We start from the raw sequence: 23,854 nt of genomic DNA on the forward strand, positions 1-23,854 counted from the left end.
CACACCGGCTGAAAGCTGGCTCTGAAACGGGTCCGCCTGCCGGGCACCGGACAATCCATGCTGTCCTGTCACCCTATTCGCGCACCAGAGCGTTTTCCCATTCCGACAGAAATGCGCGCCGTTTCATCTGGTCAAGATAGACCAAAAGCCCTGCGCCAATGCGTATGCGGTTGAGCGAGGAATCGATCGCCTCCAGATCCAGTTTGGGGTCGGTCAGGGGGCGCGCGTTCGCGCCATGTGAACGTCGCAGAAGGTGATCCACGAATTGCCCGGAAAGCTGATCGTTTGCCGCGTTATTCGGAATCATCACCGTTCGCAGCATGACCGTTGTGAAATCGGCGGGAAGAATGATGACAAACTCGTCCCGATCTGCCCGGTTCATGGCATAGCTGCCAAGCACGTTATAAGCGATCAACAACTCCCCGGATTTCACCGCATCAATCATCTCGGACGAGCAGCAATAAAGGCGTGTCTTCAGCCCCCCCATCACCTCGGTCAAGCGCCAATAGGTTTCAGATGCCCGCGTGTCCTGAGTGGCAAAGAGATAGCCCAATCCCGAACTGCGCACATCATAGGTGCCCACCCGGCCACGAAAGCGATCCGGGTGTTCGCGCAGCAGGTTGATAAGTTCATGTCGGTCCCGGGGAATGGGAAGATCGCCAAACAGGTCCTTAGAGACAACGATGGCGGCAGGTTCCTGGGTGAAGGCAAACAGCATGTCGTTCCACGTCGCCCAATCCGGCAAATCCAGGGTCACATCCGAAACATGGCGTCGCGCCATGCCGTCATTGGCCAGTTTGGTCTGCAGGTCCATCGCGCTTGAGATCACAACGTCAAAGGCCTGTCCTTCGTCGCGAATGGCGCGATCCAGTTCGGTTGAGCTGGCAACGACATAATCGATCGACACCCCGGGATGGTTGGCCAGAAACGAGGTGATCATCGGTTCAAAAAACCCGATATCCGCCGCAGAAAGAATACGCAGTTCACGGGTGCTGTTTTCCGGCCCAAACCGCGCCCGGTCTTCGATTTCGAATGCACGGCCGGGGAGGGCGGTGCAAATCAGGACAAGGGCAAGAATAAGGTGACGCATGCGCCTCCTCCTGGGTTGTTTCCGGTTTCCATGCGCCCGCCATGGGCTTCGGTGACTTCTTTGGCGATGGTCAGGCCCAACCCCGAACCGACAATCCCGTGGGCATTGCCACCGCGCGCAAATCGCTGGGCCAATTGCCCGATCTCTTGCTCGGGAAATCCGGGACCGGTGTCCTGAATGCTGACCTTTGCAGTTTGACCATCACTCGCGACCGTAACGTTGATCCGGGCGCCAGCAGGGGCATATTTGGCCGCGTTGTCCATGAGGTTGTGCAGGGCGTTTTGCAGCAGGATCGGGTCGCCTTGCAGTGTCACCGTCGCGGGGCGTTTGATATCAAGCTCGATCTCTTTCAGGTCGCACAGCGGACGCAACCGCTCCACCACATCCTGTGCCAGTTGGGCAAGATCCACATCTTCCCGCGCCAGGTGATCCAGGCGAAAGGTGACCATCGCATGGTCCAACAGCTGCCCCGCCGTGCGCGAGCTGTCATCAATGGCATGGATCATCTCGCGCAGGGCGACCCGCGTGTCGGGGTCATCGCTTTTGCGCTGGATGATGTCCGCCTTGGTGCGCACGATGGCCAGGGGGGTGCGGACGCGATGCGCGGCTTCGGCGATGAAATCCTCGGACCTTGCCAGGGATTTTTTCAGCCGTCTCATCAGGGAATTGAGCGACGCCACCAGGGGTTCCATTTCGGACGGGACAGGGGCCGTGACCGGGCGCAGATCCTTGGGCCCCCTGCGTGACACCGAGGCCGTCAATCGATCCAACGGGCGAATGGTGCTGCGGGCGACAATCATTGCCAACAGAACGGACAGAAGGAAAAAGCCAGCCCCAATTCCCATCGATGTCCGGGAAAACCGCGTCAGCGTCTTTTTCTGACCGGAAAGGGTCTGGGCAACGGACACTTGCAAAACCTGTTGCCCAACATCTGTGGACACCGCGCGCCCGGCCGTGACCACGCGGACCTCATCGCCCAAAAACCGAACAGACCGGAAGGCCGTTTCTCCCATTTCATTCGGGGTGGCCTCGGGCAAGTCCTTATAACCACTCAGAAATTCCTTCCCCAACCGAATGGCATAAAAGACACGTTCCCCGGATACGCTGTCCAACATGGACAGCGACGAATAGGGTAGATCGACGTTGATCTGCCCCCCCGAAGAACGGGCACTGTCCAGGATCGACAGGGCCGAGGCCTTCAGGACATTATCCTGGCTGTCCTGCGCCACCTGCTGTGCCACGGATTGCATCACGAAATAGACGATCACCGTCAACGCCGCGGCCCCGGCAAGCAGGGACCACAGCAACCGGCGGCGGATCGAACCTTTGGTGAGGGGCTGACTCATTCCGCCTCCAGCTTGTAACCCAAACCACGTACGGTGGTGATCCTGACGTCGGAACCCTGCAGGTGGCGACGAAGGCGCCCGACATACACCTCGATGGCGTTTTCCGAGACATCTTCGTCATAAGAAAACAGCCGATCAACAAGGGTAGATTTCGCAAAGATCTGCCCCGGCGCATTGGCAAAAACTTCGAAAAGGCGCAGCTCGCGGGTGCGCAACTGGATGTCCCTGCCCGCCACTTTCAGCGTGCCGGAGAGCGAATCAAATTGCAGATCTCCGAGGCTGAGCAGGTTCTGAGCCTCCCCGCCTCGTCGCCGTAAAACCGCGCGACAGCGTGCTTCCAGTTCGGAGAAATCGATCGGTTTGACCATGTAATCATCTGCGCCAAGATCCAGAATGCCAACGCGATCCGACACTTCTGAACGCGCAGTTAAAACGATCACCGGGGTGCGGTTCTGCCGGTTGCGATGTTTGGATAGAAAGGTGCGCCCATCCCCATCCGGAAGCATTATGTCCAATAAAATCAGGTTGTAAGACGTTGTTGCGGAAAAATCCCAAGCGGTCTGAAGATCGGCCGCATGATCGACGACATGCCCGTCCAGACTCAACCGATCCACGACCGCCGCGGCAAGCTGCATGTTGTCCTCGATCAGCAGGAATCGCATCTTTGTTTCGCTCCCTTTTGTGCGTGTCAGCTTAGTGTCAGCTTTGTCCCACACCCTTCCCCGACATGAGCGACATGCGTCGCCAATGTCAAATGGGAGGAACCAAGACATGACATTCGAACTGGGCCGTCGTGCCCTGATGGCTGCGGCTGCAGCTTTTGCAATTTCCGGCCCGCTTGCGGCAGAACCTATTGTCGACAGCATCCACTTTCTGATCCCCGGTGGCGCCGGTGGCGGTTGGGACGGCACCGCGCGCGGTACTGGCGAGGCGTTGACCGCGGCTGGACTGGTCGGCACGGCGTCTTACGAGAACATGTCGGGCGGCGGCGGGGGCAAAGCCATCGGTTACATGATTGAAAACGCGGACAGCCAGCACGGCACGCTGATGGTCAATTCGACCCCGATCGTGATCAGGTCGCTGACCGGCGTCTTCCCGCATAATTTCCGTGACCTGACCCTGGTCGCCGGCACCATCGGCGATTACGCGGCGATCGTCGTGGGCAAGGACAGCCCGTTGAATTCGATGGATGACCTTCTGGCGGCCTTTGATGCCGACCCGTCCGGCACGGCAATCGGCGGCGGATCAGTGCCCGGGGGCATGGACCACCTGGTTGCGGCGATGGTGATGGAAGCGGCGGGCAAAGATGCGCTCGCGGTGAAATACATCCCCTATGACGCCGGCGGCAAGGCCATGGCGGCCCTGCTGTCAGGTGAAATCGCGGCCCTGTCGACCGGGTTTTCCGAAGCTGTGGCCCTGGCCGAAGCAGGCGAAGTCAAGATCCTTGGCGTAACGGCTGAGGAACGTGTCGCCGCAAACGATGCCCCAACCATGAAAGAGCAGGGGATCGATACGACCTTCGTCAACTGGCGTGGTTTTTTCGGGGCCCCGGGCCTGCCGGACGACAAGCTGGCCATGTATCAGGATGCGATTGCCAAGATGTATGACACCCCGGAATGGGAAGCCGTGCGCGCGCGCAACGGCTGGGTCAACATCCACAATTCGGGTGATGACTTCAGAACGTTCCTCGAAGGTCAGGAACAGGCCATTGGCGATCTGATGAAGAAGCTCGGCTTCCTTTAAGACCCAAGAAGACACCGGGTGCGAGGGGCGCTGCCCCTCGCGCTCCCCGAGGTATTTTGAGCAAGAGGAAGGGGAGGGCACGGATGCACTCCCCCGAAAGGAAGATAAACGCTTCCCCTTGCACGGTCATCGGCTCCTCAGCCTGTACCGTGGTCTGACCTTAGCGGTGAGATGGTTAACAATTTCTTTCCTCTTGCCCGAAATACCTTGGGGTGAATTGAGCCGCAGGCTCAAGAGGGGCAACGCCCCCACCCAACACCGCAATAAGGGAGGTTTCCGATGGCACTGGATCGCTGGGTCGCATTTGTCATTCTGTGCGCCGCACTGGCCTATGGCTATGCCGCATTTTTCACCATGGACGGGCTGTTGCCGCCCTTCATGCAACGCAACCCGATCTGGCCAAGCACCTTCCCGAAAGTGTTGGCTGTGCTCACAATTCTCACATCGTTGACCATTCTTCTGGGGCTGGAGAAATCGCCCGAAAGCGATCAGGAGCCAGACATCGATTACCGACGCATGGGGGACTATCACCTTGGGCAGGCCTTGACGCTGCTCGCTTTGATGGTGGCCTATGCGCTGTTGCTGCGCCCCGCCGGGTTCCTGTTTGCGACCTTCGCCTTCCTGACCTGCGGGTCCTTCGCCCTGGGGGAACGCAAGCTTCACATCCTGCTGCCCGTCGCCGCGTTAGCCAGCTTTGTCGTCTGGTATCTGGTCGACGGGGTGCTGGGCATCTTCCTGCGCCCCTGGCCGTTTTTCATTTAAGGAGCTGAGACATGATCGAAGGACTTCTGATCGGCCTTGGCGCCGCATTTTCCATCCAGAACCTGCTTATGGTGATTGCCGGCTGCCTGATCGGCACGTTTATCGGCATGTTGCCGGGGCTGGGCCCGATGTCGATCATCGCCATCATGATCCCGGTCGCCATCACCATCGGCGATCCGTCCGCCGCCATCATCCTGTTGGCCGGTGTCTATTACGGGGCGATTTTCGGCGGGTCGACCTCGTCGATCCTGCTCAACGCCCCCGGCGTGGCGGGCACCGTGGCGTCGAGTTTCGACGGCTATCCCATGGCGCGCAAAGGCCAGGCGGGCAAGGCGTTGACCATTGCGGCCATCGCGTCCTTTGCGGGCGGCAGCATTGGTGCGCTGCTGCTGATGGTTTTCGCCCCCATGCTGTCCACCGTCGCGTTGCTGTTTCATTCAGCCGAGTATTTTGCCCTGATGGTTGTCGGGCTGTCTGCCATCGCGGCCTTTGCAGGCACGGGCAATGTGGGCAAGGCGCTGTTGATGACCCTTCTGGGTCTGGTCATGGCCACGGTCGGCGAAGGTGCGCTGTTCAACATGCCGCGCTTCACCATGGGGCTGATGGATCTGCAATCGGGGTTCAGCTTCATCACGCTGGCCATGGCGATGTTTGCCCTGCCCGAAGCACTGTTTCTGGTTTTGAACCCGAAACGGTCGGCCCAAGGCAATGGCGGCAAGATCGACAATCTGCGCATCACCCGCGAAGAGGGGCGCAAGATCGCCCCGGTTATTGGTCGCCAGTCGATCCAGGGCTTTTTTATCGGGGTGTTGCCCGGGGCCGGGGCCACCATCGCCTCGTTCCTGGGCTATGCGGTGGAACGCAACCTGGCCTCGAAAGAAGAGCAGGAAGAGTTCGGCAAGGGCGCGATCAAGGGGCTGGCTGCGCCGGAAACCGCAAACAACGCGGCCTGCACCGGATCGTTTGTGCCGCTTCTGACTTTGGGCATCCCCGGGTCGGGCACCACGGCGATCCTGCTGGGTGCGCTGATTGCGCTGAATGTCACGCCGGGGCCGCGCCTGATGATCGACGAGCCGCAGATTTTCTGGGCGGTGATCATCTCGATGTATATTGGCAATCTTGTGCTCTTGATCCTGAACCTGCCGCTGATCCCTTATATTGCCAAGGTCCTGTCCATCCCGCGCAACTACCTGATCCCGTTCATCTTGTTCTTTACGCTGATGGGCAGTTACATCGGACAAAATAACGCAACCGAGCTGTTGATCCTTGTCGGCATGGGCATCTGCGCGACCGTTCTGAAGTTTGCAGATTACCCGCTGGCGCCGTTGCTGATCGGGTTCATCCTGGGCGGGATGCTCGAAGACAACTTCTCGCGCTCGATGCAGCTTTATGACGGGATCGGGTTCATCTTTGAACGTCCGATGACGCTGGGCCTTTTGGTGATCGCGGCGCTGTTGGTGGTTGTCCCCAGCTATCGTGCCCGCCGCGCCAAGGCCCGGCAGGAAGGCGTTGCCGAGGGCGATTGATACCATCTGCGGGGGCGTGACCGGCGCCCCCGTTTCCCATTGAGCAGGACATCTTATGGGCTTTGTCACCCGAAACCGAATGACCACCCTCGGGCTTGCCTTTTTGGGGGTGCTGGTTTTCCATGTGGCGGGTTTGCCGCTGCCGTTTCTGTTGGGGCCGATGTTCCTGTGTCTTGCCGGGGCGCTGATGGGGGCCCGGATGCAAAACCTTGGTGGGATCGCGACTGTGTTTCGCACCTTCCTTGGCGTGGCCGCGGGGGCCTCGATTACCCCCGATGTCACGGCTCAGATCCCAAGCATGGCCCTGTCTTTGGCCATTGTTCCGCTGTTTATCCTGACCATCGCGGCCGCCAGTTACCCAATGATGCGCCGCCTGTTCGGGTTCGATCCAGTCACCAGTTTCTATGCCGCCATGCCGGGTGGGCTGCAGGATTTGATGGTCTTTGGCGAAGAGGCCGGTGCGAATATGCGGGCGCTGGCGCTGGTTCATGCGACTCGTGTGCTTTTGATTGTGTCTGTCATGCCGCTGATCCTTGGCGTGTTCTGGAACATTGATCTGACCCAGCGGCCGGGGATGTCGGCAACCCAAACGCCGCTGCCGCAGCTTGTGTTGTTTCTTCTATGCGGCATTGGCGGTTGGCAGTTTGCCAAACGTCTGGGGATCTTCGGGGCCTCAATCATCGGGCCGATGGTGCTGAGTGCGATCCTGTCGATGAGCGGTGTTCTGACCCAGCGCCCCCCGGCTGAAATGATCTGGGCCACGCAGTTTTTCATCGGCCTGACCGTGGGCGCAAAATATTCCGGCGTCACGCTGCGTGAGCTGAAGCACATCGTTCTGGCCGGGGCCGTTAATGGCGCGTTGCTCAGTGCCATTTCCGCGTTGTTCATCCTTGGAGTGATTTCAGCCGGGATTGCGCCTTCGCTTGATGTGTTGCTGGCCTACCTGCCGGGGGGACAGGGCGAAATGGTGGTGCTGGCGATCATTGCCGGGGCGGACCTGACCTATGTGGTGTTGCATCACATCCTGCGCATCTTCCTTGTGGTGACTTGTGCGCCAATAGTGTTCCGGCTGTTTGACAAAAGACCCTCAGACCCTTCCCCCTGACAGGCATTGCCTGATGGGGTGTGCGATTTGTGATTTCTGCGCCAAGCCGTAATCCTCGTAAGTGACCTTGTTAATGAAAATCCCGGCTTGGAAAAAGCCGTTTGGCTTGATCGCGCGGGTGCATGGCGCGGGCGGGATAGCGGGCTTTTTTCGGGGTGTCGTCGGTGCGTTGGCCTTCTGTGGTCAGGGCTTCGGGCTGGGGGTGGCCCAGTTCGGACAGTTTATGGGACATATCTTCCACATGCTGTGCGATCAGGTGAACGACGATGCCCTCGCGTTGCAGATAGCCGGTGACGCGCAGCAATCGCCCGCCCATGACGATGCGCCGAAACTGCTCATAGATCTTGGGCCAGACCACAACATTACTGACACCGGTTTCATCTTCAAGCGTCAGGAAGATCACGCCGGATGCCGTGCCTGGGCGCTGTCGGGTGATGACCAGCCCACAGACGCTGTAACGCCCCAAGGGAATGTCTGGCAGCGCGGCATGGGTGACAAGGCCCGGAAGCGTGGGGCGCAGCAGCTCCATCGGATGGGCGCGCAGGGTCAGGCGGGTCGAAACGTAATCTTCGACCACCTCTTCACCCAGTTGCATATTGGGCAATATGACGGTTGGTTCATCAACGATTTCCCCATCAATCGGATCGTTGAACAGGGGCAGTGGACTGGGGCTTTTGATCGCCTTGACCTGCCACAGTGCGTCACGTCGGGTCAGCCCCATATCCGAAAACGCATCGGCCTCGGCCAGCCGTGTCAACACATCCGGGCGCAGACCCGCGCGCAGCCACAGGGATTGCGGGTCCTGATAGCCATTGCCACGCGCAGCAACGATCCACCCCGCGTCCTCTTCTTTGAATCCTTTGATTTGCCGAAACCCCAGCCGCAACGCCAAAGCCCCGTCGGGCCGGCGTTCCAGCGTGTTGTCCCAGCTTGAATGGTTGACGCAGATGGGGCGGGTTTCCACCCCATGTTCGCGCACATCGCGGACAATCTGGGCCGGGGCATAAAACCCCATTGGCTGAGAGTTCAGCAGCGCACAGGCAAAGATCGCCGGGTGGTGGCATTTCAGCCAGGCCGAGACATAAGCCAGCATGGCAAAGGCCGCCGCGTGGCTTTCGGGAAAACCGTAATCGGCAAAGCCCTCGATCTGGCCAAAGCAACGCTCTGCCACCTCTTGGGAATAGCCGTTCTTCAGCATGCCCGCGATGAATTTCTCGCGATAGGTGCCAATGGTGCCCATACGCCGGAATGACGCCAGCGAGCGGCGCAGGTGGTCCGCCTCTTCCGCCGAGAACCCCGCGCCGACAACGGCGATTTGCAGGGCCTGTTCCTGAAACAGCGGCACGCCCAGCGTGCGTGCAGTGACCTCTTCCAAAGCGGGCCCAAAGGGGGTGGCTTGCTCCAGCCCCTGACGGCGCTTGATATAGGGCTGCACCATGCCCCCCTGAATGGGGCCGGGGCGCACAATGGCAACCTCGATCACCAGATCATAAAACTCGCGCGGGCGCATCCGGGGCAGGAAATTCATCTGCGCCCGGCTTTCCACCTGAAACACTCCAATCGCGTCAGCCTGACACAACATGTCATAGGTGGGCGTGTCGTCTTGTGGGATCGTGGCAATGCTATGGGTGATGCCTTCGTGGCTTTGCATCAGCTCAAAGGATTTGCGAATGCAGCTGAGCATCCCCAGCCCCAGAATATCCACCTTGAGAATGCCCAAGGCATCAATGTCATCCTTGTCCCAGCAAATGACCGTGCGGTCCTCCATCGCGGCATTTTCGATGGGCGCAAGTTCATCCAGCCGCCCACGTGTGATGACAAAGCCGCCCACATGTTGTGACAGGTGGCGGGGAAAGCCGATGATTTCTCCGATCAGGTGGATGGTCTGCATCAGGCGGCGGTCGGATGGGTCAAGGCCCAGTTCGCGGATGCGGTCGGGATCAACGCCACCATTGCTCATGCCCCAGATCTGGCTGGACAGCCCGGCGGTTACATCCTGACTAAGCCCCATCACCTTGCCCACCTCGCGGATGGCGGCGCGGGTGCGGAAATGAATGACCGTTGCGCAAAGCCCGGCGCGATGACGGCCGTATTTTTCATAAATCCACTGGATCACCTCTTCGCGTCGCTCGTGTTCGAAATCCACGTCAATGTCCGGCGGCTCGCCCCGGTGTTTGGACACGAACCGCTCAAACACCATGGCGATCATATCCGGGCTGACATCGGTGATGCCCAGAAGATAACAGAGGATCGAGTTCGCCGCCGAGCCGCGCCCCTGGCAGAGGATCCCCTTTGATCTGGCAAATTGCACAATGTCATGCACGGTCAGGAAATAGGCGGGGAAATCCAGCTCGCGCACCACGGCCAGTTCCTTTGCCATCAGCTTCAGTGCCCGGTCCGGTGGTCCGTCGGGATAGCGGCGCTTCAGCCCCTCTTTCGCAAGCCGTTCAAGCCGCGCCAGCGGGGTTTCCCCACCCGGTTCCTCATGTGGGTACTCGTAGGACAGCTCACCCAGATCAAAGCAGCACCTATCCGCGATCTCTAGTGTGCGGCGTAGCGCCGCCGGGTGATCACGAAACACCCGCGCCATATCTGCCCCCGCCTTCAAGCGACGTTCCCCATTGGGCAGCGCGCGGGTGCCGATCTCATCGATTGTGATATGTTCGCGCATACAGGTCAGCACATCGGCCAGTTGCCGGCGACCCGCGCGGTGCATCAGCACATCCCCCACCGCCACCATCGGGGCCGCGGTCCTTTGTGCGAGCTGGGCGCAGGCCGCCAGATAGGCCTGATCACTGCCATCATAACGCGGGGTGGCGCCCAGAAAGACGTGCCCCGGAAACTGCCGCCCCAGATGACGAAGCTCTGCCACGGCCTCGTTCAGGCTGCCCCGTGGCAGGGCGATCAGGATCATCCCTTTGCACGCCGGGATCATGTCCTTGGTATAAAGGATGCAGTCTCCCTTTTCCGCCCGCCGTTTGCCCAGCGTGAGCAGGCGGGTGAGCCGCTCATACGCTGCCCGGTCACGGGGCAGGGCGATCCAGTCCACCGAACTGTCCTGCAGCACCAGCCGACAGCCGACAATCAGCTTGGGCAACGCAACTGTGTTGGGCTTGGTGATGGGGGTGCCCTGATCCCTGACCTGCCGGGACGAGCTGTCCACCCGCTGTTGAGAGCGGATCTGCACCGCGTCTTGTGTATCGCGCCGCAGCTCTTTCAACGCGGACCATGCCCGCACCACACCCGCCAGCGAGTTCTGATCCGTGATGGCAATGGCGGACAGGCCCAGTTCCGCGGCCCGCAGCACCAGTTCTTCGGGGTGCGATGCGCCGGTCAGAAAGGTGAAATTGGTGGTGACGCACAGTTCGGCATATCCCCTGGTCGTGGTCGGCAAGCTGTGGTGGGATCTGTCAGGGCGGGGTCCATGGGCGTGTGTCATGCAAACTCCCCCTGCACAAACCAGCCCGGATTTTGCGGTGTGTAAAACAGCCAAAGACGCCGCCCCTCACGGGTTTCCACCCGCCAATAATCCCGCATCCCAGAGCGCCAGTTGTCATCCTCCAGCCACCATTCTGGTGTAAGGCGCTCAGGTCCGGTGGCGCGGGCGCAGGTCAGAGGCATCCGCCGCCAGCGAAACCGTGCGGGGGGACGCGCCCCTGTTCCGGCAATGGGTTCTGGTGGGAACAGGGTGATCGGGCGCGGTTGCAGACTGGCCCAGCCGTTTGCCGGCTCAGAATAGGCCGCCGGGGCCATCATAAAGCTACGCTCCGGGATGTGGCTATCGGCCGGAAGAAACCGATGGATGTTTTCCAATCCGATGCGTGTACCGATCCGGCTGATCAGATCGTCCAGCCTGTCTTGCCTGCCATCGGCGACATGGCTGATTTGCTGCACCGGGACGGTTTCGACCTGTGTGGCCTCCAACCGCAATTGGTCGATGCCAAAGCCCGCGTCAATCTCGCTCAGCCCCCGCTCGAACAAGGGTAAAATACGTCTGGGGTCACGCAATGGTCGCGCCAGGCGCAGTTCGACCTGTTGGTGATCCTGATCAACACGGCGCAGGGTGAGGCATATTTTGCGCGCGCCTGTTTCTTGTGATTTCAGTTTCGCGCAGAGCTTGGACAGCAGCCGTTCGGTTCCGGCCATCACATCCGACAGCAATCCAATCGGCTCGGGCAAGGTCATGCGCACCCCGTAATGCGGCGGGTCGCGATGGGGCGAGATTTCCTCGGGTTGTTTGCCCAGGGCCTGATCCAACCGCAACAGAAGGCCGGGGCCAAACCGGCGGGTCAGCGGTGCGCGGGCCGCGCCAGCCAGATCGCCAATGCTGCGCAGGCCCAGGCGCTGCAGGGCAACGGATACGCTGTCCTCTATCCGCAAAGCGGCTACGGGCAGAGCTTTCAAAGCCGTCAACATGTCTCCACTGGCCACCCCCTCGCCATGATGCGCCAAGGCCCAGGCTGCCCCACGCGTATCGGCGCAACCGATCTGCACCGAGAGGCCCGCCCGCACCAGACGCGCACGGATATCGGCCAGCAGGGGGGCCTCGCCGCCAAACAGATGGGCCGACCCGGTGATGTCCAGCACCAGACCATCCGTGCCTTCAAGCCCAACCCATGGGCAATAGCGTGCGGCCCAGCGGCAAAGCGCACGCAAAAAGCGCTGGTCCTCATCCGGCTGTGCCGCCCGGCTTTGCAGGTCAGGGCAAAAGGCGCGCGCATCCGCGTAAGGTATCCCCTGATGTAACCCGGCCTGTGTCGCGGCCCTGTTGAGGCAATAAACCCGATTGGCGTTTTTCTGTTTCAGGGTCAGCGCAAACGGCCCATCGACCGGGTGCTGGCGTAGAACCCGGTCACTTGCGAGCCGGGGAAACCACAGCGATACGACGCGACGCTTTATCCCATCGAACATACCAATTACCCAATGTTCCTGATTTGTTCTTTATAAGTTCCCACTGTTGCAGAGTCGAGTCAGGTGCCGTTTTGCCTGGGTCAAAAACAGGCGTGCAGCGCCAACGTGTTTCCGCCGCATTGCTGCCCATGCCTTCGGGGATGATCGCCAATCCGGTGGATTTTCCGTCCCGTGCAGCCAGCTGTAACCGACGCCCCTCGGTCAGGCCTATCGGTTTATTCAATTGCATCACAACCAGCGAAACCGCTCCGGACCGCAAAGCCTCTTCCGCAACAGCAAGGGTCTGGCTCTGGTCTTTTGTAGCGCAGATGGTCAGCCGTGATGGGTCAAGGAAATCAGCAAAGCCTGTGGGATTGATCTGTTGTGTGTCCCAGGTTTCGCGCACCCAGATCACATTCCCCTGCTGCTGAGCCATGAGCGTAAAAGCAAACATATAGGCCCCCGGCCCACATACCTCATGTGTGCGCGAAGGGGTGGGGGAGAAGAATCTGTCATCCTGCATATTGGAAAATTAGCAAACAATGATCGTGCTGAAAATGAGCTGCATTTCTGGTCTTTGTTTCGGGTGGGAGGAGTTTCAGGGGGGGGATTGGCCCGTTCGCTCCCCCTATCTGCGCATTCACATTGAGATCGGAGTATCATGAAAACGACATGAAATTGATATCCGCTTGTTACCCACACATTGCAATCCACATGAGCAATCAATCAGGGGGTACCTATGATCAAACCCGTCATACTAAGCGGCGTCACGACAGCATTTCTTTGCAGTCCGGCCGCAGCCGAGATGAACTTCAACCGCATCGCGTCATTTCCAGTCACGTCCAATTTTCAGGGCGCAGTACCTGAAGAAACATCCGCCGAAATTATTGATGTCACCGCAGATGGAATGACACTTGTCTACACCGATAGCCCTGCCGGGGTGATCGGCGCGATCGACATCACGGATCCGGCAAATCCACAACCGCTTGGCGTCATGGCGATGGACGGCGAACCGACAGCCGTCTCGATCATCGGGACAACCGCCTTTGTCGGCATCAACACGTCTCAGAGTTATACCGCGCCGTCGGGCATGATCAAAGCAATCGACGTGACGACCATGACCGAGCTTGCGCGCTGCGATCTCGGAGGCCAGCCGGACAGCACCAGCAAAGCGCCGGATGGGTCCTTCGTCGCGATTGCGATCGAAAACGAACGTGACGAGGATCTGGGGGATGGTCGGGTTCCGCAGATGCCCGCGGGTGATCTGGTAATGATCGATGTTGTTGATGGCAGCCTTGATTGCGATAGCCTGATCCGCGCCGACCTGACGGGCCTGGCCAATATTGCAGGCGAGGACCCGGAGCCGGAATTCGTGGACATCAATAGCCTGGGCGAAACGGTCGTCACGCTGCAGGAAAACAATCACATTGCAGTTGTCGCACGTGACGGTTCCATTGTCTCACATTTCTCCGCGGGATCGGTGGACCTTGAACAGATCGACGCCACGGACGAGCGTGGTGCATTGCTCTTCACCGAAAGCCAGGCAAATGTCGTGCGTGAACCCGACGGGGTGCAGTGGATCGACGATAGTCATTTCGCGATTGCCAACGAAGGAGATATGGATGGTGGCGCGCGTGGGATGACCATCTTTCGAAAAGATGGCACCGAGGTCTTTGAAACCGGCGCGAGCTTTGAACACGCGATTATTCAGGTTGGCCACTATCCTGACAAACGATCCGACAGCAAGGGTGTCGAACCCGAAGGCATGGAGTTTGGTGTCTTTGATGGGACGCCCTACCTCTTTGTGATGGCAGAGCGCGCTTCCATTGTTGGGGTCTATGACGTTTCGGATCCCGCCCGTGCGAAACTGGTGCAATTGCTGCCCTCAGGCATCTCGCCCGAAGGAGCTGTGGCAATCCCGTCCCGCGGCCTGCTGGCCACTGCAAACGAGTTTGATGGCCTGAAAGACGGCGCAGCACGCGCCCATGTCATGATCTACCAATACACCGAGGCACCAGCGGCCTTTCCGCAGATTACGTCAGCGGGTGCAGACGACCTGATCGGGTTTGGTGCAATTTCGGGTATGGTCGCTGGCGAAGGCTCTACAATTTATGCGGTGAATGACAGCTTCTACGGATATCAGCCTACGATTTTTACAATTGATGCTTCCAGCAGCCCCGCGAAGGTGGTTGCCGCCACACCCGTCACGCGCGCTGGTCGCCCAGCTCAGAAAATTGACATGGAAGGCATCACGCTGGACGGTGACGGCGGGTTCTGGGTGGCCTCAGAAGGCCGTACCGACCGTGTCGTGCCACATGCACTTTACCATGTGAATGCAGATGGTTCGATCGAGGATGAAGTTGGCCTGCCGCCAGAACTTATGTCGGTCGAACGCCGCTTTGGGTTTGAAGGCATCACCAAGGTGGGTGACACCCTGTGGATGGCCGTGCAGCGCGAATGGAAGGATGACCCCGAACACCACGTTAAGTTGGTGGCCTACAATATCGAAACAGAAGAGTGGGGCTATGTCCTCTATCAAAAGGCGGTCCCTGAAAAGGGCTGGGTTGGCGTGTCGGAAATTTCTGCGCATGGCGATTGGGTTTATGTGATCGAACGCGACAATCAGCATGGGTTGGAAGCGGTCACCAAGAAAATCTACCGTATCCCGTTGACCGAAATGATCCCCGTCCCGCTGGGTGAAGAGGCGACCGTGGTGACCAAGGAGCTCGTTCGCGATCTCTTGCCTGACCTGCTCACGACAGGAGGCTTCGTGCTCGACAAGGTGGAAGGCCTTGCCGTCATGGACAACGACGAGATCTTTGTCTCAACCGACAACGACGGTGTTGACGATCACTCTGGCGAGACGATGTTCTTTTCGATCGGCAAAGCGGATTTGATGAACTGAAGCGTTCCGGGACAAACCTGAGACACATGTTTGTCCCGAAACGCCCATGACATTGATATCTCTACGGCGTTTCGGTTTTCCCCTGTGTCAGGCCAAAACCGAAACGCTTTCATCGGGCTTAATTCTCCGGAATTTGCCTTCAGCGTTTGGGACCTGCAGTTGCGCGGGTCCCATTCTTTTGCGCGGTTATAGAAACCATAGATGATGTGTTCTCATGGACCCTAGCCAAGCGTTGAACGTCGCCTTGGATCCGGATCCAGTCCATTTAATTTGCAGGTCGAAATCATCACTTGAATGATGACCCAGTTTTTGTCGCCAACCTCTGATCTCGGGAATAAGTCGTTTATACGCACAGCTTCAATACTCTAGCTGATATTCAGACCCTCAGAAAATCATCAACGATTGAATGGAACAGCGCGGGCTTTTCCAAGTGAACCGCATGGGCTGTTCCGGGCACCACGGACAGGTGGACCTCGGGGATATTGGTCCAGAGGCTTTCCACCTGGGGCCAGCGATAGGATTTGTCTGAATCGCCCCAGATCACCAGCGTCGGCATGGTTAACCCACCCAATGCATCGCGCCCGTCCCAACTGGCCATCGCCCCCAATGCGGCCATGGCGGCCTGTGCGTTGGCCTGAGCGCCGATTTTTGTCAAAAGCGGATAGCCAGGTGCGGCCTTTTCGGCCTTGAACCACGTGGCCCCGATCCGTGCGATGGTCTTGGCGACCCCGTCGCTTTGCAGCCGCTCGCGCGACACGGTGATCGGTTCAAACCGGTCCGGCATCAGGCCCAGCGGGCCGGTTCCATAAAGCACCAGTTTTTGCACCGCATCCGGGCGAAGGGCGGCCATTTCCTGGGCGATCATCCCGCCCATGGAATGGCCCATCAGGGTGAATTCGGTCACGTCCAGATGATCCAGCAATTCCAGCACCGACAGCGCCATGCCGTTGATGGTCTCACACCCTTCCAGATGACCGGCCTCGCCAAATCCGGGAAGGTTGGGGGCGATGACATCAAAGCCTTTGCTAAAGGCTTTGATTTCGTTTTCCCACTGGGCTGCACCGCCAAGATAACCGTGCACCAGCACCATGACCGGACCGGACCCGGCGCGAAGATAAGGCAGGACCGACATCAGCGCATCTGCTCCGGCAGCCACAGGGCCACATCGGGGGCCACGATCAGGATGGTGATCAGCAGGATCATGGCGGCGATGAAGGGCAGGCAGCCCATGATGACATCCCCAATGGTGACCTGTTCTCGGCCGATCGCCTGTATGACGTAGAGGTTCAGACCGACAGGGGGCGTGAGCACCGCAATCTCCATCGTGATGGTATAAACAACGCCAAACCAGATCAGGTCAAAGCCCGCCGCATTCATCAGCGGATAGATCGTCGGCAGGGTGATGAAGGTCATCGAAACCGGTTCCAGGAACATGCCGAGGATGATGTAGAACACCAAAACAATGGCCAGCACCGTGTAGGGTGACAGTTCAAACGACAGGAACAATTCGGTGAATTGTTGCGGCACGCGGTAATAAGTCAGCACAAAGCCAAACAGCACACCGGCGGACAACAGCAGGCCCAGATATCCCATCGTGCGCATGGTGGCAAAAATGGCCCCCTTGAACCCTTTCCAGGTCAGCCCACCGACCCAGAAGGCCAGAATGACCGTCAGCAACGCGGCCACGGCGGCGGCCTCAGTTGGTGTGGCGATGCCGGCATAGATGGCGACAGTGATCACAAGACCAATCAGAACCACGGGACCCACGGTGCTGATGATCATCAGCATCGGCATTTTTGTGGCGTCTTCGCTGCTGGGAATATCCTGCGGCTTCAATATGCCCCAGACCAGCACCACAACCACAAAGCTGGACACAAGGATCAGGCCGGGGATGACACCTGCGATAAACAGATCGCCGATGCTCTGATCGGTCACAATGCCGTAGAAAAGCAGGATCAGGCTAGGTGGGATCAGAACGGAAAGCGTCCCCCCGGCGGCCAGAACACCGCTGGACAGACGTTTGCCATAGCCAAGGCGCAGCATTTCCGGCAGGGCAACGCCCCCAATGGTCAGCGCGCCCACCATCGACGATCCACAAACCGCACCAAACCCGGCACTTGCCCCGATCGACCCATAGGCGGCAGACCCTTTGATCCGCACACCCTGGTGCAGAAACTGATAAAGGTTTGGTCCGATATTCGACTTGCCAATCAGCTCGCCTAGAAACACGAACAGCGGCACAGCCAGCAGGATATAGTCAATCCAGACCCCCCACAGCTTAAGCTCGGATGAGACAATCGATGTCTCCCACCCCTGGATCTGCCACAGAAAGGGCAAAGACGCAGCGGCAAGGGCAAAGGGGATCGGCAGCCCAATTGAAATGAACAACATCAACAGGCCAAGCAGGCCAAGGCCAACAACATACCACTCCATTAGAGCTCTCCTGACGGGGCCGGGTTGCGGATCAGGCGGATCAGACGCAAGGCGGCGTAGAATGAGAATAGAACCAGCGCCAGCGCGCCGGGGGCCCAGAACAGGTAACGGGGCCAGTGCAGAATTTCTGATGCGACACCGGAGTTGAACGACCGGATCGTCGCGCTGACCCCCGCATAGGCAAAAAAGCTGCCGACCGCGAACATCAGGATGTGATTGATGATGTCAAACAGGCGGCGCAGGCTTGGGCGCAGCTGGTCCGTGATCATCGTCACTTTCGGAAACGCGTCCTCGCGCAGGGCATAGGCCAGCCCGGCAAAGGCCACGGGAAACAGCAAAAGGGCGGTGGCTTCTGTGACCATGCGGTCAGGCTTGCCAAGCCCATAGCGCACAAACACACCGTAAGAAATCCAGAGCATCTGGATCAGCACCACAACCGCACCGGCACCAGCAAGCCATACAACCGCGCGTTCGATACGGCGGATCAGGTGATCAATTCCGTCATCCATGACAGACCTCAGATTTTTGAAAAAAGGGTCGGTGACCCCGGAACGCAAGGGCCACCGATGAAAGCCACGGGTCAGGGAGCATGGCTTTCAAGAAGGGCGCGAATGCTGTTGGCCATGTCCATGCCGCAGGCCTCGTTCACCGTCTCATCCCATTGGGGTTTCACGCTGGCAATCAGGCTTGCGCGTTGATCATCCGAAATGGACACGGCAGCACCGCCGCCTTGCATCACGGCATTGCCGACCTGCTGATCCACCCAGGCTTCATAACGCGGCTGCAACCAGGCTTCGGTCTCTGCAGCTGCGGCCGTCAGGGCCGCCTGTTCATCGGCGGTCAGCGCATCGAACTTGGATTTGTTCATCATGTACTGAATGTTGCCATAGAACAGGTTGGCGTTGACCATGTAAGGCATAACGGTCCAGAGCTTCCATGAACTGTAGGTCGCAACGCCCATATTGATGCCGTCAACCACACCGCGTTCCGCCGATTGGAACACCTCTTTCGGGGCCACAAACACCGGCTCTCCGCCCCAGCTTTCGATCATCATGCTGACCAGCGGCCCGATCGAGCGCACCAGCTTGCCGTCCAGCTTGCCAATGTCGTCAATCGGCTCTTCGAACCACCATTCCTGATCGTAGGAATAGTTTGAATTGAACAGCGGCACCAACCCGGCATTGGCGGCTTCGTCCTTGATCAGCTCCGCATAAGCGGCATCCAGACCGGTTTGGTCTTCCAGGCTGACCTCAGCCGGGTAAAGCGACGTGACCGCATAGCAGGGCAGACGGTTGTCGGCGTTGATCCAACTGATGTCCGACACACCACCCTGTACGGAATCGACCCCTTCGGACCAGCCGTGAAGCGTGCCCGACGGGAACACTTCAACCTTGACCGACCCGCCGGTTTTTTCTGCCACGAGGTCGGCAAAATGCGTGAAGCCTTGATAGCGAATATCGGCCTCGTTGACATAGGTGCTCAGACGCAGCGTGGTCTCAGCAGAGGCGACGCCGGCTGACAGTCCTGCCGCCAAAGCAACAGCCATGGCCGTCGTCGATTTGATAGAAAAGTTCATATATTCCTCCCATTGAGCGGGTTTATCTGGCGGATCTCCTCACCGCCATCCCCTTGGCCCCCATCCCTGTGACACATGTGTTCGGTCTGGGTGGGCCTGCCTCAAACGCTAGGCGAAAGGGCGCGATCAATGCCAACTCAAATGCGTCATTAAACTATGCGGATATTGCATAACTATTCATTTCCAGTAAGTTGGATTTGATCTGGAGGGTGAAAATTGGACATAAACTGGCTTCGGGACTTCACTTGTCTGGCGCGCGTCTTGAATTTCACCCGTGCCGCAGAGGAACGCAACATCACCCAATCCGCGTTCAGTCGCCGGATCAAATCGCTGGAAAACTGGCTGGGGGTGCCGTTGATCAAACGCTCCAGCTATCCGGTGCAATTATCTGAGGCCGGGCAGCAATTTCTGCCGGTCGCGCAAGAGGCAATTGCCAGTCTGACGGACATTCGCCAGACCCTGCGCGCGCAGGAACAGGGTCGCACCGCCTTTCAGCGCTTTGCCGTCCTGCACACAATCTCGGTCAACTACCTGTCGCACCGTATTGCTGAATTTGAGGATCGCATCCCAAACCTGCGCGTTCGGATCTACTCGGATAATCTCAGCACCTGTTGCCAGCTTCTGTCGGACGGGACCTGTGATTTTCTGCTCTATTATCGGCACAAAGACGTGCAGCCGGTTTTTGAAGAACGGCATTTTGCGCGCAAGGATATCGGCACGGAACTGATGATCCCTGTTGCCCAGACCAATGCTGCCCGCGAAGGCGGGTGGGATCTGGACCATCCCGGGCGGCTGCAGATCCCGTATCTTGGCTATGACCCCAGCAGTTTCCTCGGATCCGTGGTTGATCAGATCATCGGCACCCGCTCGCCCCCTCTTGAGCTGCGCTACATGGATGCGCTGACTGAGGCGATCAAGCGGCGCATGTTGTCGGGCAGCGGGGTGGCCTGGCTGCCGGAAAGCGTGGTGTCAGAGGAACTGGCCGCGGGTCAGGTGACGCAGGTTGGCGGGGAAAACTGGCAGGCCACACTGACCCTGTCCTTGTTCTGCTCGCTTGAGCGTCTGGACAAAACCGGCGAGCAGGTCTGGAACGCGCTATAGCCCTACGGACGGTTCGGGAATATTTGTCAGATCAGACCAGATTTGCGCGGTCCCGTCGCCCTGCTGATCAGAGAGGCGGATCAACATGATGCCCAGATCCTGATGCGGCAGGTTATATAACCGCCGCAGCCGCCCTTCGGTTAAATGCCGTTTGACCAGGGTCAGCGGCAACCATGCCACCCCAATGCCATCCAGCGCGTATTCACAGGCGGCAAGGGTCAGTGCGGTTTCCGCCTTTGGGGACAACATCACGCCTTCGGGCAACAGGGGCAGAATGCTCTGGCTGAACAGGCGCCCCAGGAAAACATCCGGGGGATATGAGATGAACGGGATCTCGGGGTCATCGGCGTGGAGCGCAAGATCGGGGGACGCCACCGGCACCAATGTATCGCCGCCCAACCGCCGCATTTCAAACGCCTGTGGTACCGCAGGGCCGGGGGCCTCTGGGCGTTCATATGTCATCGCGAAATCGGCCTCGCCGGACAAAAGCAGCATCAGGCAATTGTCCCGGTTACCGGATCGCACCCGCACGGAAATGTCTTGTGACTGGGTCAGTTGCCGCACCACCCATGGCGAGATTGTGGTGGTGATGGCGTGTTGGCACACAAAGGTCACATCCCGCTTCGAACCATCTGCAGCCGCCTTCAGGTCGTGTTGCAGGCGGCGCAGCCGCGCGCCAAGCTCTCGCAATTCAGGTTCCATGGCCTGCACGCCGGGCAGGATGGTGACCGGCTTGCAGGACCGGTCAAACAGGGGCACACCAATGCGCTCTTCGATCAACCGCACCCGCCGCGTGAACGCCGATTGGGTCACAAACCGCCGCTCTGCTGCCCGTGTCAGGGACCCCGTGTCGATCACCGCCAGGATGTCATCAATCCAATCCAACTGCATAATGTCACCATAGCGGCACACTGATATTATGCAAGATATGCATGTTATAGCGCATATTTCGAATTAGATTAGCGGGATTGACCTCCATAAGATGCGAGAAAACCAATTTAGGAGTTTTCTGATGCATCTCGCCCGTTACCCTCGCCGCTTCATCGCCCACCTGCCCACCCCGCTTGAACGTCTGGACCGTCTGACCGCAGAACTCGGCGGCCCGGAAATCTGGATCAAACGTGACGATTGCACCGGCCTGTCCACCGGCGGCAACAAGACCCGCAAGCTGGAATTCCTGATGGCCGAGGCCGAGTTGCAGGGCGCAGAGATGGTGATGACCCAGGGGGCAACCCAATCGAACCATGCCCGCCAAACGGCTGCTTTTGCGGCGAAACTGGGCATGGAATGCCACATCCTTCTGGAAGATCGCACCGGATCCGACAACCACAACTACAATTACAACGGCAACGTTCTGCTGGACCATCTGCATGGTGCCACCACCGAAAAGCGCCCCGGCGGTCTGGACATGAATGCCGAGATGGAAGCGGTCGCCGACAAGCTGCGCGCAGATGGCAAAAAAGTGTACACCATCCCCGGGGGCGGGTCGAACCCGACCGGCGCGCTTGGCTATGTGAACTGCGCGTTTGAGATGCTGGCGCAAGCCAATGATCGCGGGTTGAAGCTTGACCACATCGTTCACGCCACCGGCAGCGCTGGCACGCAGGCGGGGCTGATTGTGGGTCTGAAGGCGATGAACGCACAGATCCCTCTCTTGGGCATCGGCGTGCGGGCGCCCAAACCGAAACAGGAAGAAAACGTCTATAACCTCGCCTGTGCCACCGCCGAGAAGCTGGGCTGTGCCGGTGTCGTGCAGCGCGAAGATGTGGTGGCCAACACCGATTACGTCGGCGAAGGCTACGGCATTCCGACCGAAAGCGGCATCGAGGCGATCCAGATGTTTGCCGAGCTGGAATCGATCCTGCTCGACCCGGTCTATTCCGCCAAGGGGGCCGCAGGTTTCATTGATCTGATCCGCAAAGGTCACTTCAAGAAAGGCGAGCGTGTCGTCTTCCTGCACACTGGCGGTTCGGCTGCGCTCTTTGGCTATGACGCGGCCTTTGATCACAGCAAGCGCTGGGTCGGCTGACGTCAGACAGTATCAGGTGCGCGTGACCTGACGCAGGTTGCGCGCCCCAGTTTCACATTTCCGCAGTCAGGAGCGAACCATGGTGTCGCTGATCAGGTCCCGCTGGGACACCCACTTTGGTGGCATTCTTTTGGTGTGCGTCATCGCCGCCGCCGCGACCTTTCTGTCCGAACATTACGGCGCGCCTGCGATGCTGTTTGCTCTTCTGATCGGCATGGCGTTCCACTTCCTTTATGACGATCAGAAATTCACCCCGGGGCTGGAGTTTTCCGCCAAAACATTGCTGCGATTTGGGGTCGGCCTGTTGGGCCTGCGTCTGAGCATTGGGGATGTGGAAAGTGTCGGGCTGGGCGCGGTGGGTGCGGTTGTCGGCTTTGTCATGGCAACATTGGCCTGCGGGGCAATCCTCTCCTTTCTCTTCGGTCGCAAGCTGGCCTTTGGCCTGTTGGCGGGCGGGTCGGTGGCCATTTGCGGGGCCTCAGCCGCGCTTGCCATCACCTCGGTTCTGCCCGCGAAAGATGACCGCGAACAGGACACGCTGTTTGTTGTGATCGGCGTCACCGCCCTGTCGACCATCGCGATGATTGCCTATCCGATCCTGTTTGCGGCCCTGGGGATGAGCGATCTGGAAAGCGGATTTCTGATCGGGGCAACCATTCACGATGTGGCCCAGGTTGTTGGTGCCGGATATTCGATCAGTGACGAGGCAGGGGTGATTGCGACCTTCGTCAAGATGGTGCGCGTGGCCTTGCTGCCGGTGGTGATGATTGTGGTCATGGCGAGCTTTCGCGGCGCACAAGCCCAGAAGATCACCCTGCCGTGGTTCCTGGTCATGTTTGTCGCGCTGGCGATTTTGACAAACACCGGGCTGGTGCCGCAGGTGATCACCGATGCCATCGCCACCCTGTCCGGTTGGTGTCTGGTCATTGCGATTTCCGCCCTTGGGGTGAAAACCAGCCTTGCCACCATCCTGCGCGTCAAGCCCAGCTATGGGCTGATCCTTGTTGTCGAAACCCTCTTTCTTCTCGCCATTGCCGTGGCTTTTGTCATGGGCTTTGGTTTCTAAGCAACCGAACTGAAAGGACTTGATATGACCGGAATTAAACGTATGAAAAGCTCTGACCGGATGAGCCAGATCGTGACGTGTGGTGAGATGATTTATCTTGCCGGGCAGGTGGCCGCGCCGGGCAGCAGTGTGACTGAACAGACCACCCTTATCCTGGAACAGGTCGACAGCCTGCTGGCAGAGGCCGGGTCTGACAAGGAACACGTTCTTCAGGCGATCATCTGGCTGTCTGACATGGGAGATTTTGCGGAAATGAATGCCGTTTGGGACAGCTGGGTTGCC

The 23,854-nt window shown here is 59.0% G+C and carries 20 protein-coding genes; 9 read left to right on the plus strand and 11 right to left on the minus strand.

What is annotated here, in order from left to right:
• Positions 1–73: 73 nt before the first annotated feature.
• From ACP15V_RS11505 to ACP15V_RS11515, 3 genes are read right to left on the minus strand one after another with little or no spacing between them, the layout of a single operon-like run.
• The gene (locus ACP15V_RS11505; protein WP_424943819.1) at positions 74–1,090 is read right to left on the minus strand and encodes an ABC transporter substrate-binding protein; all 1,017 of its coding nucleotides are present in this window, start codon (positions 1,088–1,090) and stop codon (positions 74–76) included.
• On the minus strand, positions 1,060–2,436 hold the full coding sequence (locus tag ACP15V_RS11510) for a sensor histidine kinase N-terminal domain-containing protein (RefSeq protein WP_424943820.1): 1,377 nt from the start codon (positions 2,434–2,436) through the stop codon (positions 1,060–1,062). Before ACP15V_RS11510 ends, ACP15V_RS11505 begins: the two co-directional genes overlap by 31 nt.
• Positions 2,433–3,098: a response regulator transcription factor gene (locus ACP15V_RS11515; protein WP_424943867.1), complete on the minus strand. Its 666-nt coding sequence runs from the start codon at positions 3,096–3,098 to the stop codon at positions 2,433–2,435. The genes ACP15V_RS11510 and ACP15V_RS11515 overlap by 4 nt, the downstream gene beginning before the upstream one ends.
• Before the next feature lie 109 nt (positions 3,099–3,207).
• On the opposite strand from ACP15V_RS11515, the gene ACP15V_RS11520 reads away from it, so the two are divergent.
• From ACP15V_RS11520 to ACP15V_RS11535, 4 genes are all read left to right on the plus strand, one after another.
• Positions 3,208–4,179 carry a tripartite tricarboxylate transporter substrate binding protein gene (locus ACP15V_RS11520; RefSeq protein WP_424943821.1) on the plus strand — a complete coding sequence of 324 codons (972 nt, stop codon included), beginning with the start codon at positions 3,208–3,210 and terminating at the stop codon, positions 4,177–4,179.
• A 279-nt stretch (positions 4,180–4,458) separates the two neighbouring features.
• Positions 4,459–4,941, plus strand: coding sequence for a tripartite tricarboxylate transporter TctB family protein (locus tag ACP15V_RS11525; protein ID WP_424943822.1), 483 nt, complete (start codon positions 4,459–4,461; stop codon positions 4,939–4,941).
• An 11-nt stretch (positions 4,942–4,952) separates the two neighbouring features.
• Entirely contained in the window at positions 4,953–6,467 is a 1,515-nt protein-coding gene (locus ACP15V_RS11530; protein ID WP_424943823.1) for a tripartite tricarboxylate transporter permease, read from the plus strand.
• 79 nt (positions 6,468–6,546) lie between these two features.
• On the plus strand, positions 6,547–7,572 hold the full coding sequence (locus ACP15V_RS11535; protein WP_424943824.1) for an AbrB family transcriptional regulator: 1,026 nt from the start codon (positions 6,547–6,549) through the stop codon (positions 7,570–7,572).
• 70 nt (positions 7,573–7,642) lie between these two features.
• Here ACP15V_RS11535 and ACP15V_RS11540 read toward each other — a convergent pair whose 3' ends face one another.
• Genes ACP15V_RS11540 through ACP15V_RS11550 form a run of 3 tightly spaced genes read right to left on the minus strand, consistent with a single transcriptional unit; the run spans position 7,643 to position 12,916 of the window.
• Positions 7,643–11,011, minus strand: coding sequence for an error-prone DNA polymerase (locus ACP15V_RS11540; protein WP_424943825.1), 3,369 nt, complete (start codon positions 11,009–11,011; stop codon positions 7,643–7,645).
• Positions 11,008–12,483 carry a Y-family DNA polymerase gene (locus ACP15V_RS11545; RefSeq protein ID WP_424943826.1) on the minus strand — a complete coding sequence of 492 codons (1,476 nt, stop codon included), beginning with the start codon at positions 12,481–12,483 and terminating at the stop codon, positions 11,008–11,010. The genes ACP15V_RS11540 and ACP15V_RS11545 overlap by 4 nt, the downstream gene beginning before the upstream one ends.
• Complete coding sequence (locus ACP15V_RS11550) at positions 12,425–12,916, minus strand: ImuA family protein (protein ID WP_424943827.1); 492 nt, start codon at positions 12,914–12,916, stop codon at positions 12,425–12,427. Before ACP15V_RS11550 ends, ACP15V_RS11545 begins: the two co-directional genes overlap by 59 nt.
• Before the next feature lie 285 nt (positions 12,917–13,201).
• On the opposite strand from ACP15V_RS11550, the gene ACP15V_RS11555 reads away from it, so the two are divergent.
• Complete coding sequence (locus ACP15V_RS11555) at positions 13,202–15,367, plus strand: esterase-like activity of phytase family protein (protein WP_424943828.1); 2,166 nt, start codon at positions 13,202–13,204, stop codon at positions 15,365–15,367.
• A 376-nt stretch (positions 15,368–15,743) separates the two neighbouring features.
• On the opposite strand, the gene ACP15V_RS11560 is transcribed toward ACP15V_RS11555, so the two are convergent.
• The 4 genes from ACP15V_RS11560 to dctP all read right to left on the minus strand — a co-directional run bounded on the left by ACP15V_RS11560 (position 15,744) and on the right by dctP (position 19,376).
• Positions 15,744–16,523: an alpha/beta fold hydrolase gene (locus tag ACP15V_RS11560; protein ID WP_424943829.1), complete on the minus strand. Its 780-nt coding sequence runs from the start codon at positions 16,521–16,523 to the stop codon at positions 15,744–15,746.
• Positions 16,499–17,800, minus strand: coding sequence for a TRAP transporter large permease (locus ACP15V_RS11565; protein ID WP_424943830.1), 1,302 nt, complete (start codon positions 17,798–17,800; stop codon positions 16,499–16,501). Before ACP15V_RS11565 ends, ACP15V_RS11560 begins: the two co-directional genes overlap by 25 nt.
• Positions 17,800–18,309: a TRAP transporter small permease gene (locus ACP15V_RS11570; protein WP_424943831.1), complete on the minus strand. Its 510-nt coding sequence runs from the start codon at positions 18,307–18,309 to the stop codon at positions 17,800–17,802. The genes ACP15V_RS11565 and ACP15V_RS11570 overlap by 1 nt, the downstream gene beginning before the upstream one ends.
• A gap of 71 nt (positions 18,310–18,380) precedes the next feature.
• Positions 18,381–19,376, minus strand: a complete 996-nt coding sequence (gene dctP, locus ACP15V_RS11575) for a TRAP transporter substrate-binding protein DctP (RefSeq protein WP_424943832.1) — start codon at positions 19,374–19,376, stop codon at positions 18,381–18,383.
• 216 nt (positions 19,377–19,592) lie between these two features.
• Here dctP and ACP15V_RS11580 point away from each other — a divergent pair, with 216 nt between their 5' ends.
• Positions 19,593–20,477 (plus strand): LysR family transcriptional regulator, encoded by an 885-nt coding sequence (locus ACP15V_RS11580; protein ID WP_424943833.1) that lies wholly within the window; start codon positions 19,593–19,595, stop codon positions 20,475–20,477.
• Here ACP15V_RS11580 and ACP15V_RS11585 read toward each other — a convergent pair.
• A complete protein-coding gene (locus ACP15V_RS11585; protein WP_424943834.1) occupies positions 20,472–21,368 on the minus strand; it encodes a LysR family transcriptional regulator in 897 nt (298 codons plus the stop codon). The two genes, ACP15V_RS11580 and ACP15V_RS11585, sit on opposite strands and share 6 nt — an antisense overlap.
• Before the next feature lie 121 nt (positions 21,369–21,489).
• Here ACP15V_RS11585 and ACP15V_RS11590 point away from each other — a divergent pair, with 121 nt between their 5' ends.
• The 3 genes from ACP15V_RS11590 to ACP15V_RS11600 all read left to right on the plus strand — a co-directional run.
• Positions 21,490–22,506 carry a D-cysteine desulfhydrase gene (locus ACP15V_RS11590; RefSeq protein ID WP_424943835.1) on the plus strand — a complete coding sequence of 339 codons (1,017 nt, stop codon included), beginning with the start codon at positions 21,490–21,492 and terminating at the stop codon, positions 22,504–22,506.
• 79 nt (positions 22,507–22,585) lie between these two features.
• Positions 22,586–23,572, plus strand: coding sequence for a YeiH family protein (locus ACP15V_RS11595; protein WP_424943836.1), 987 nt, complete (start codon positions 22,586–22,588; stop codon positions 23,570–23,572).
• A gap of 24 nt (positions 23,573–23,596) precedes the next feature.
• On the plus strand, positions 23,597–23,854 hold a 258-nt coding region (locus ACP15V_RS11600), incomplete at its 3' end, for a RidA family protein (RefSeq protein ID WP_424943837.1).

Source organism: Aliiroseovarius crassostreae, from assembly GCF_049803815.1.
In the GTDB taxonomy this organism is placed as follows: Bacteria; Pseudomonadota; Alphaproteobacteria; order Rhodobacterales; family Rhodobacteraceae; genus Aliiroseovarius; species Aliiroseovarius crassostreae_A.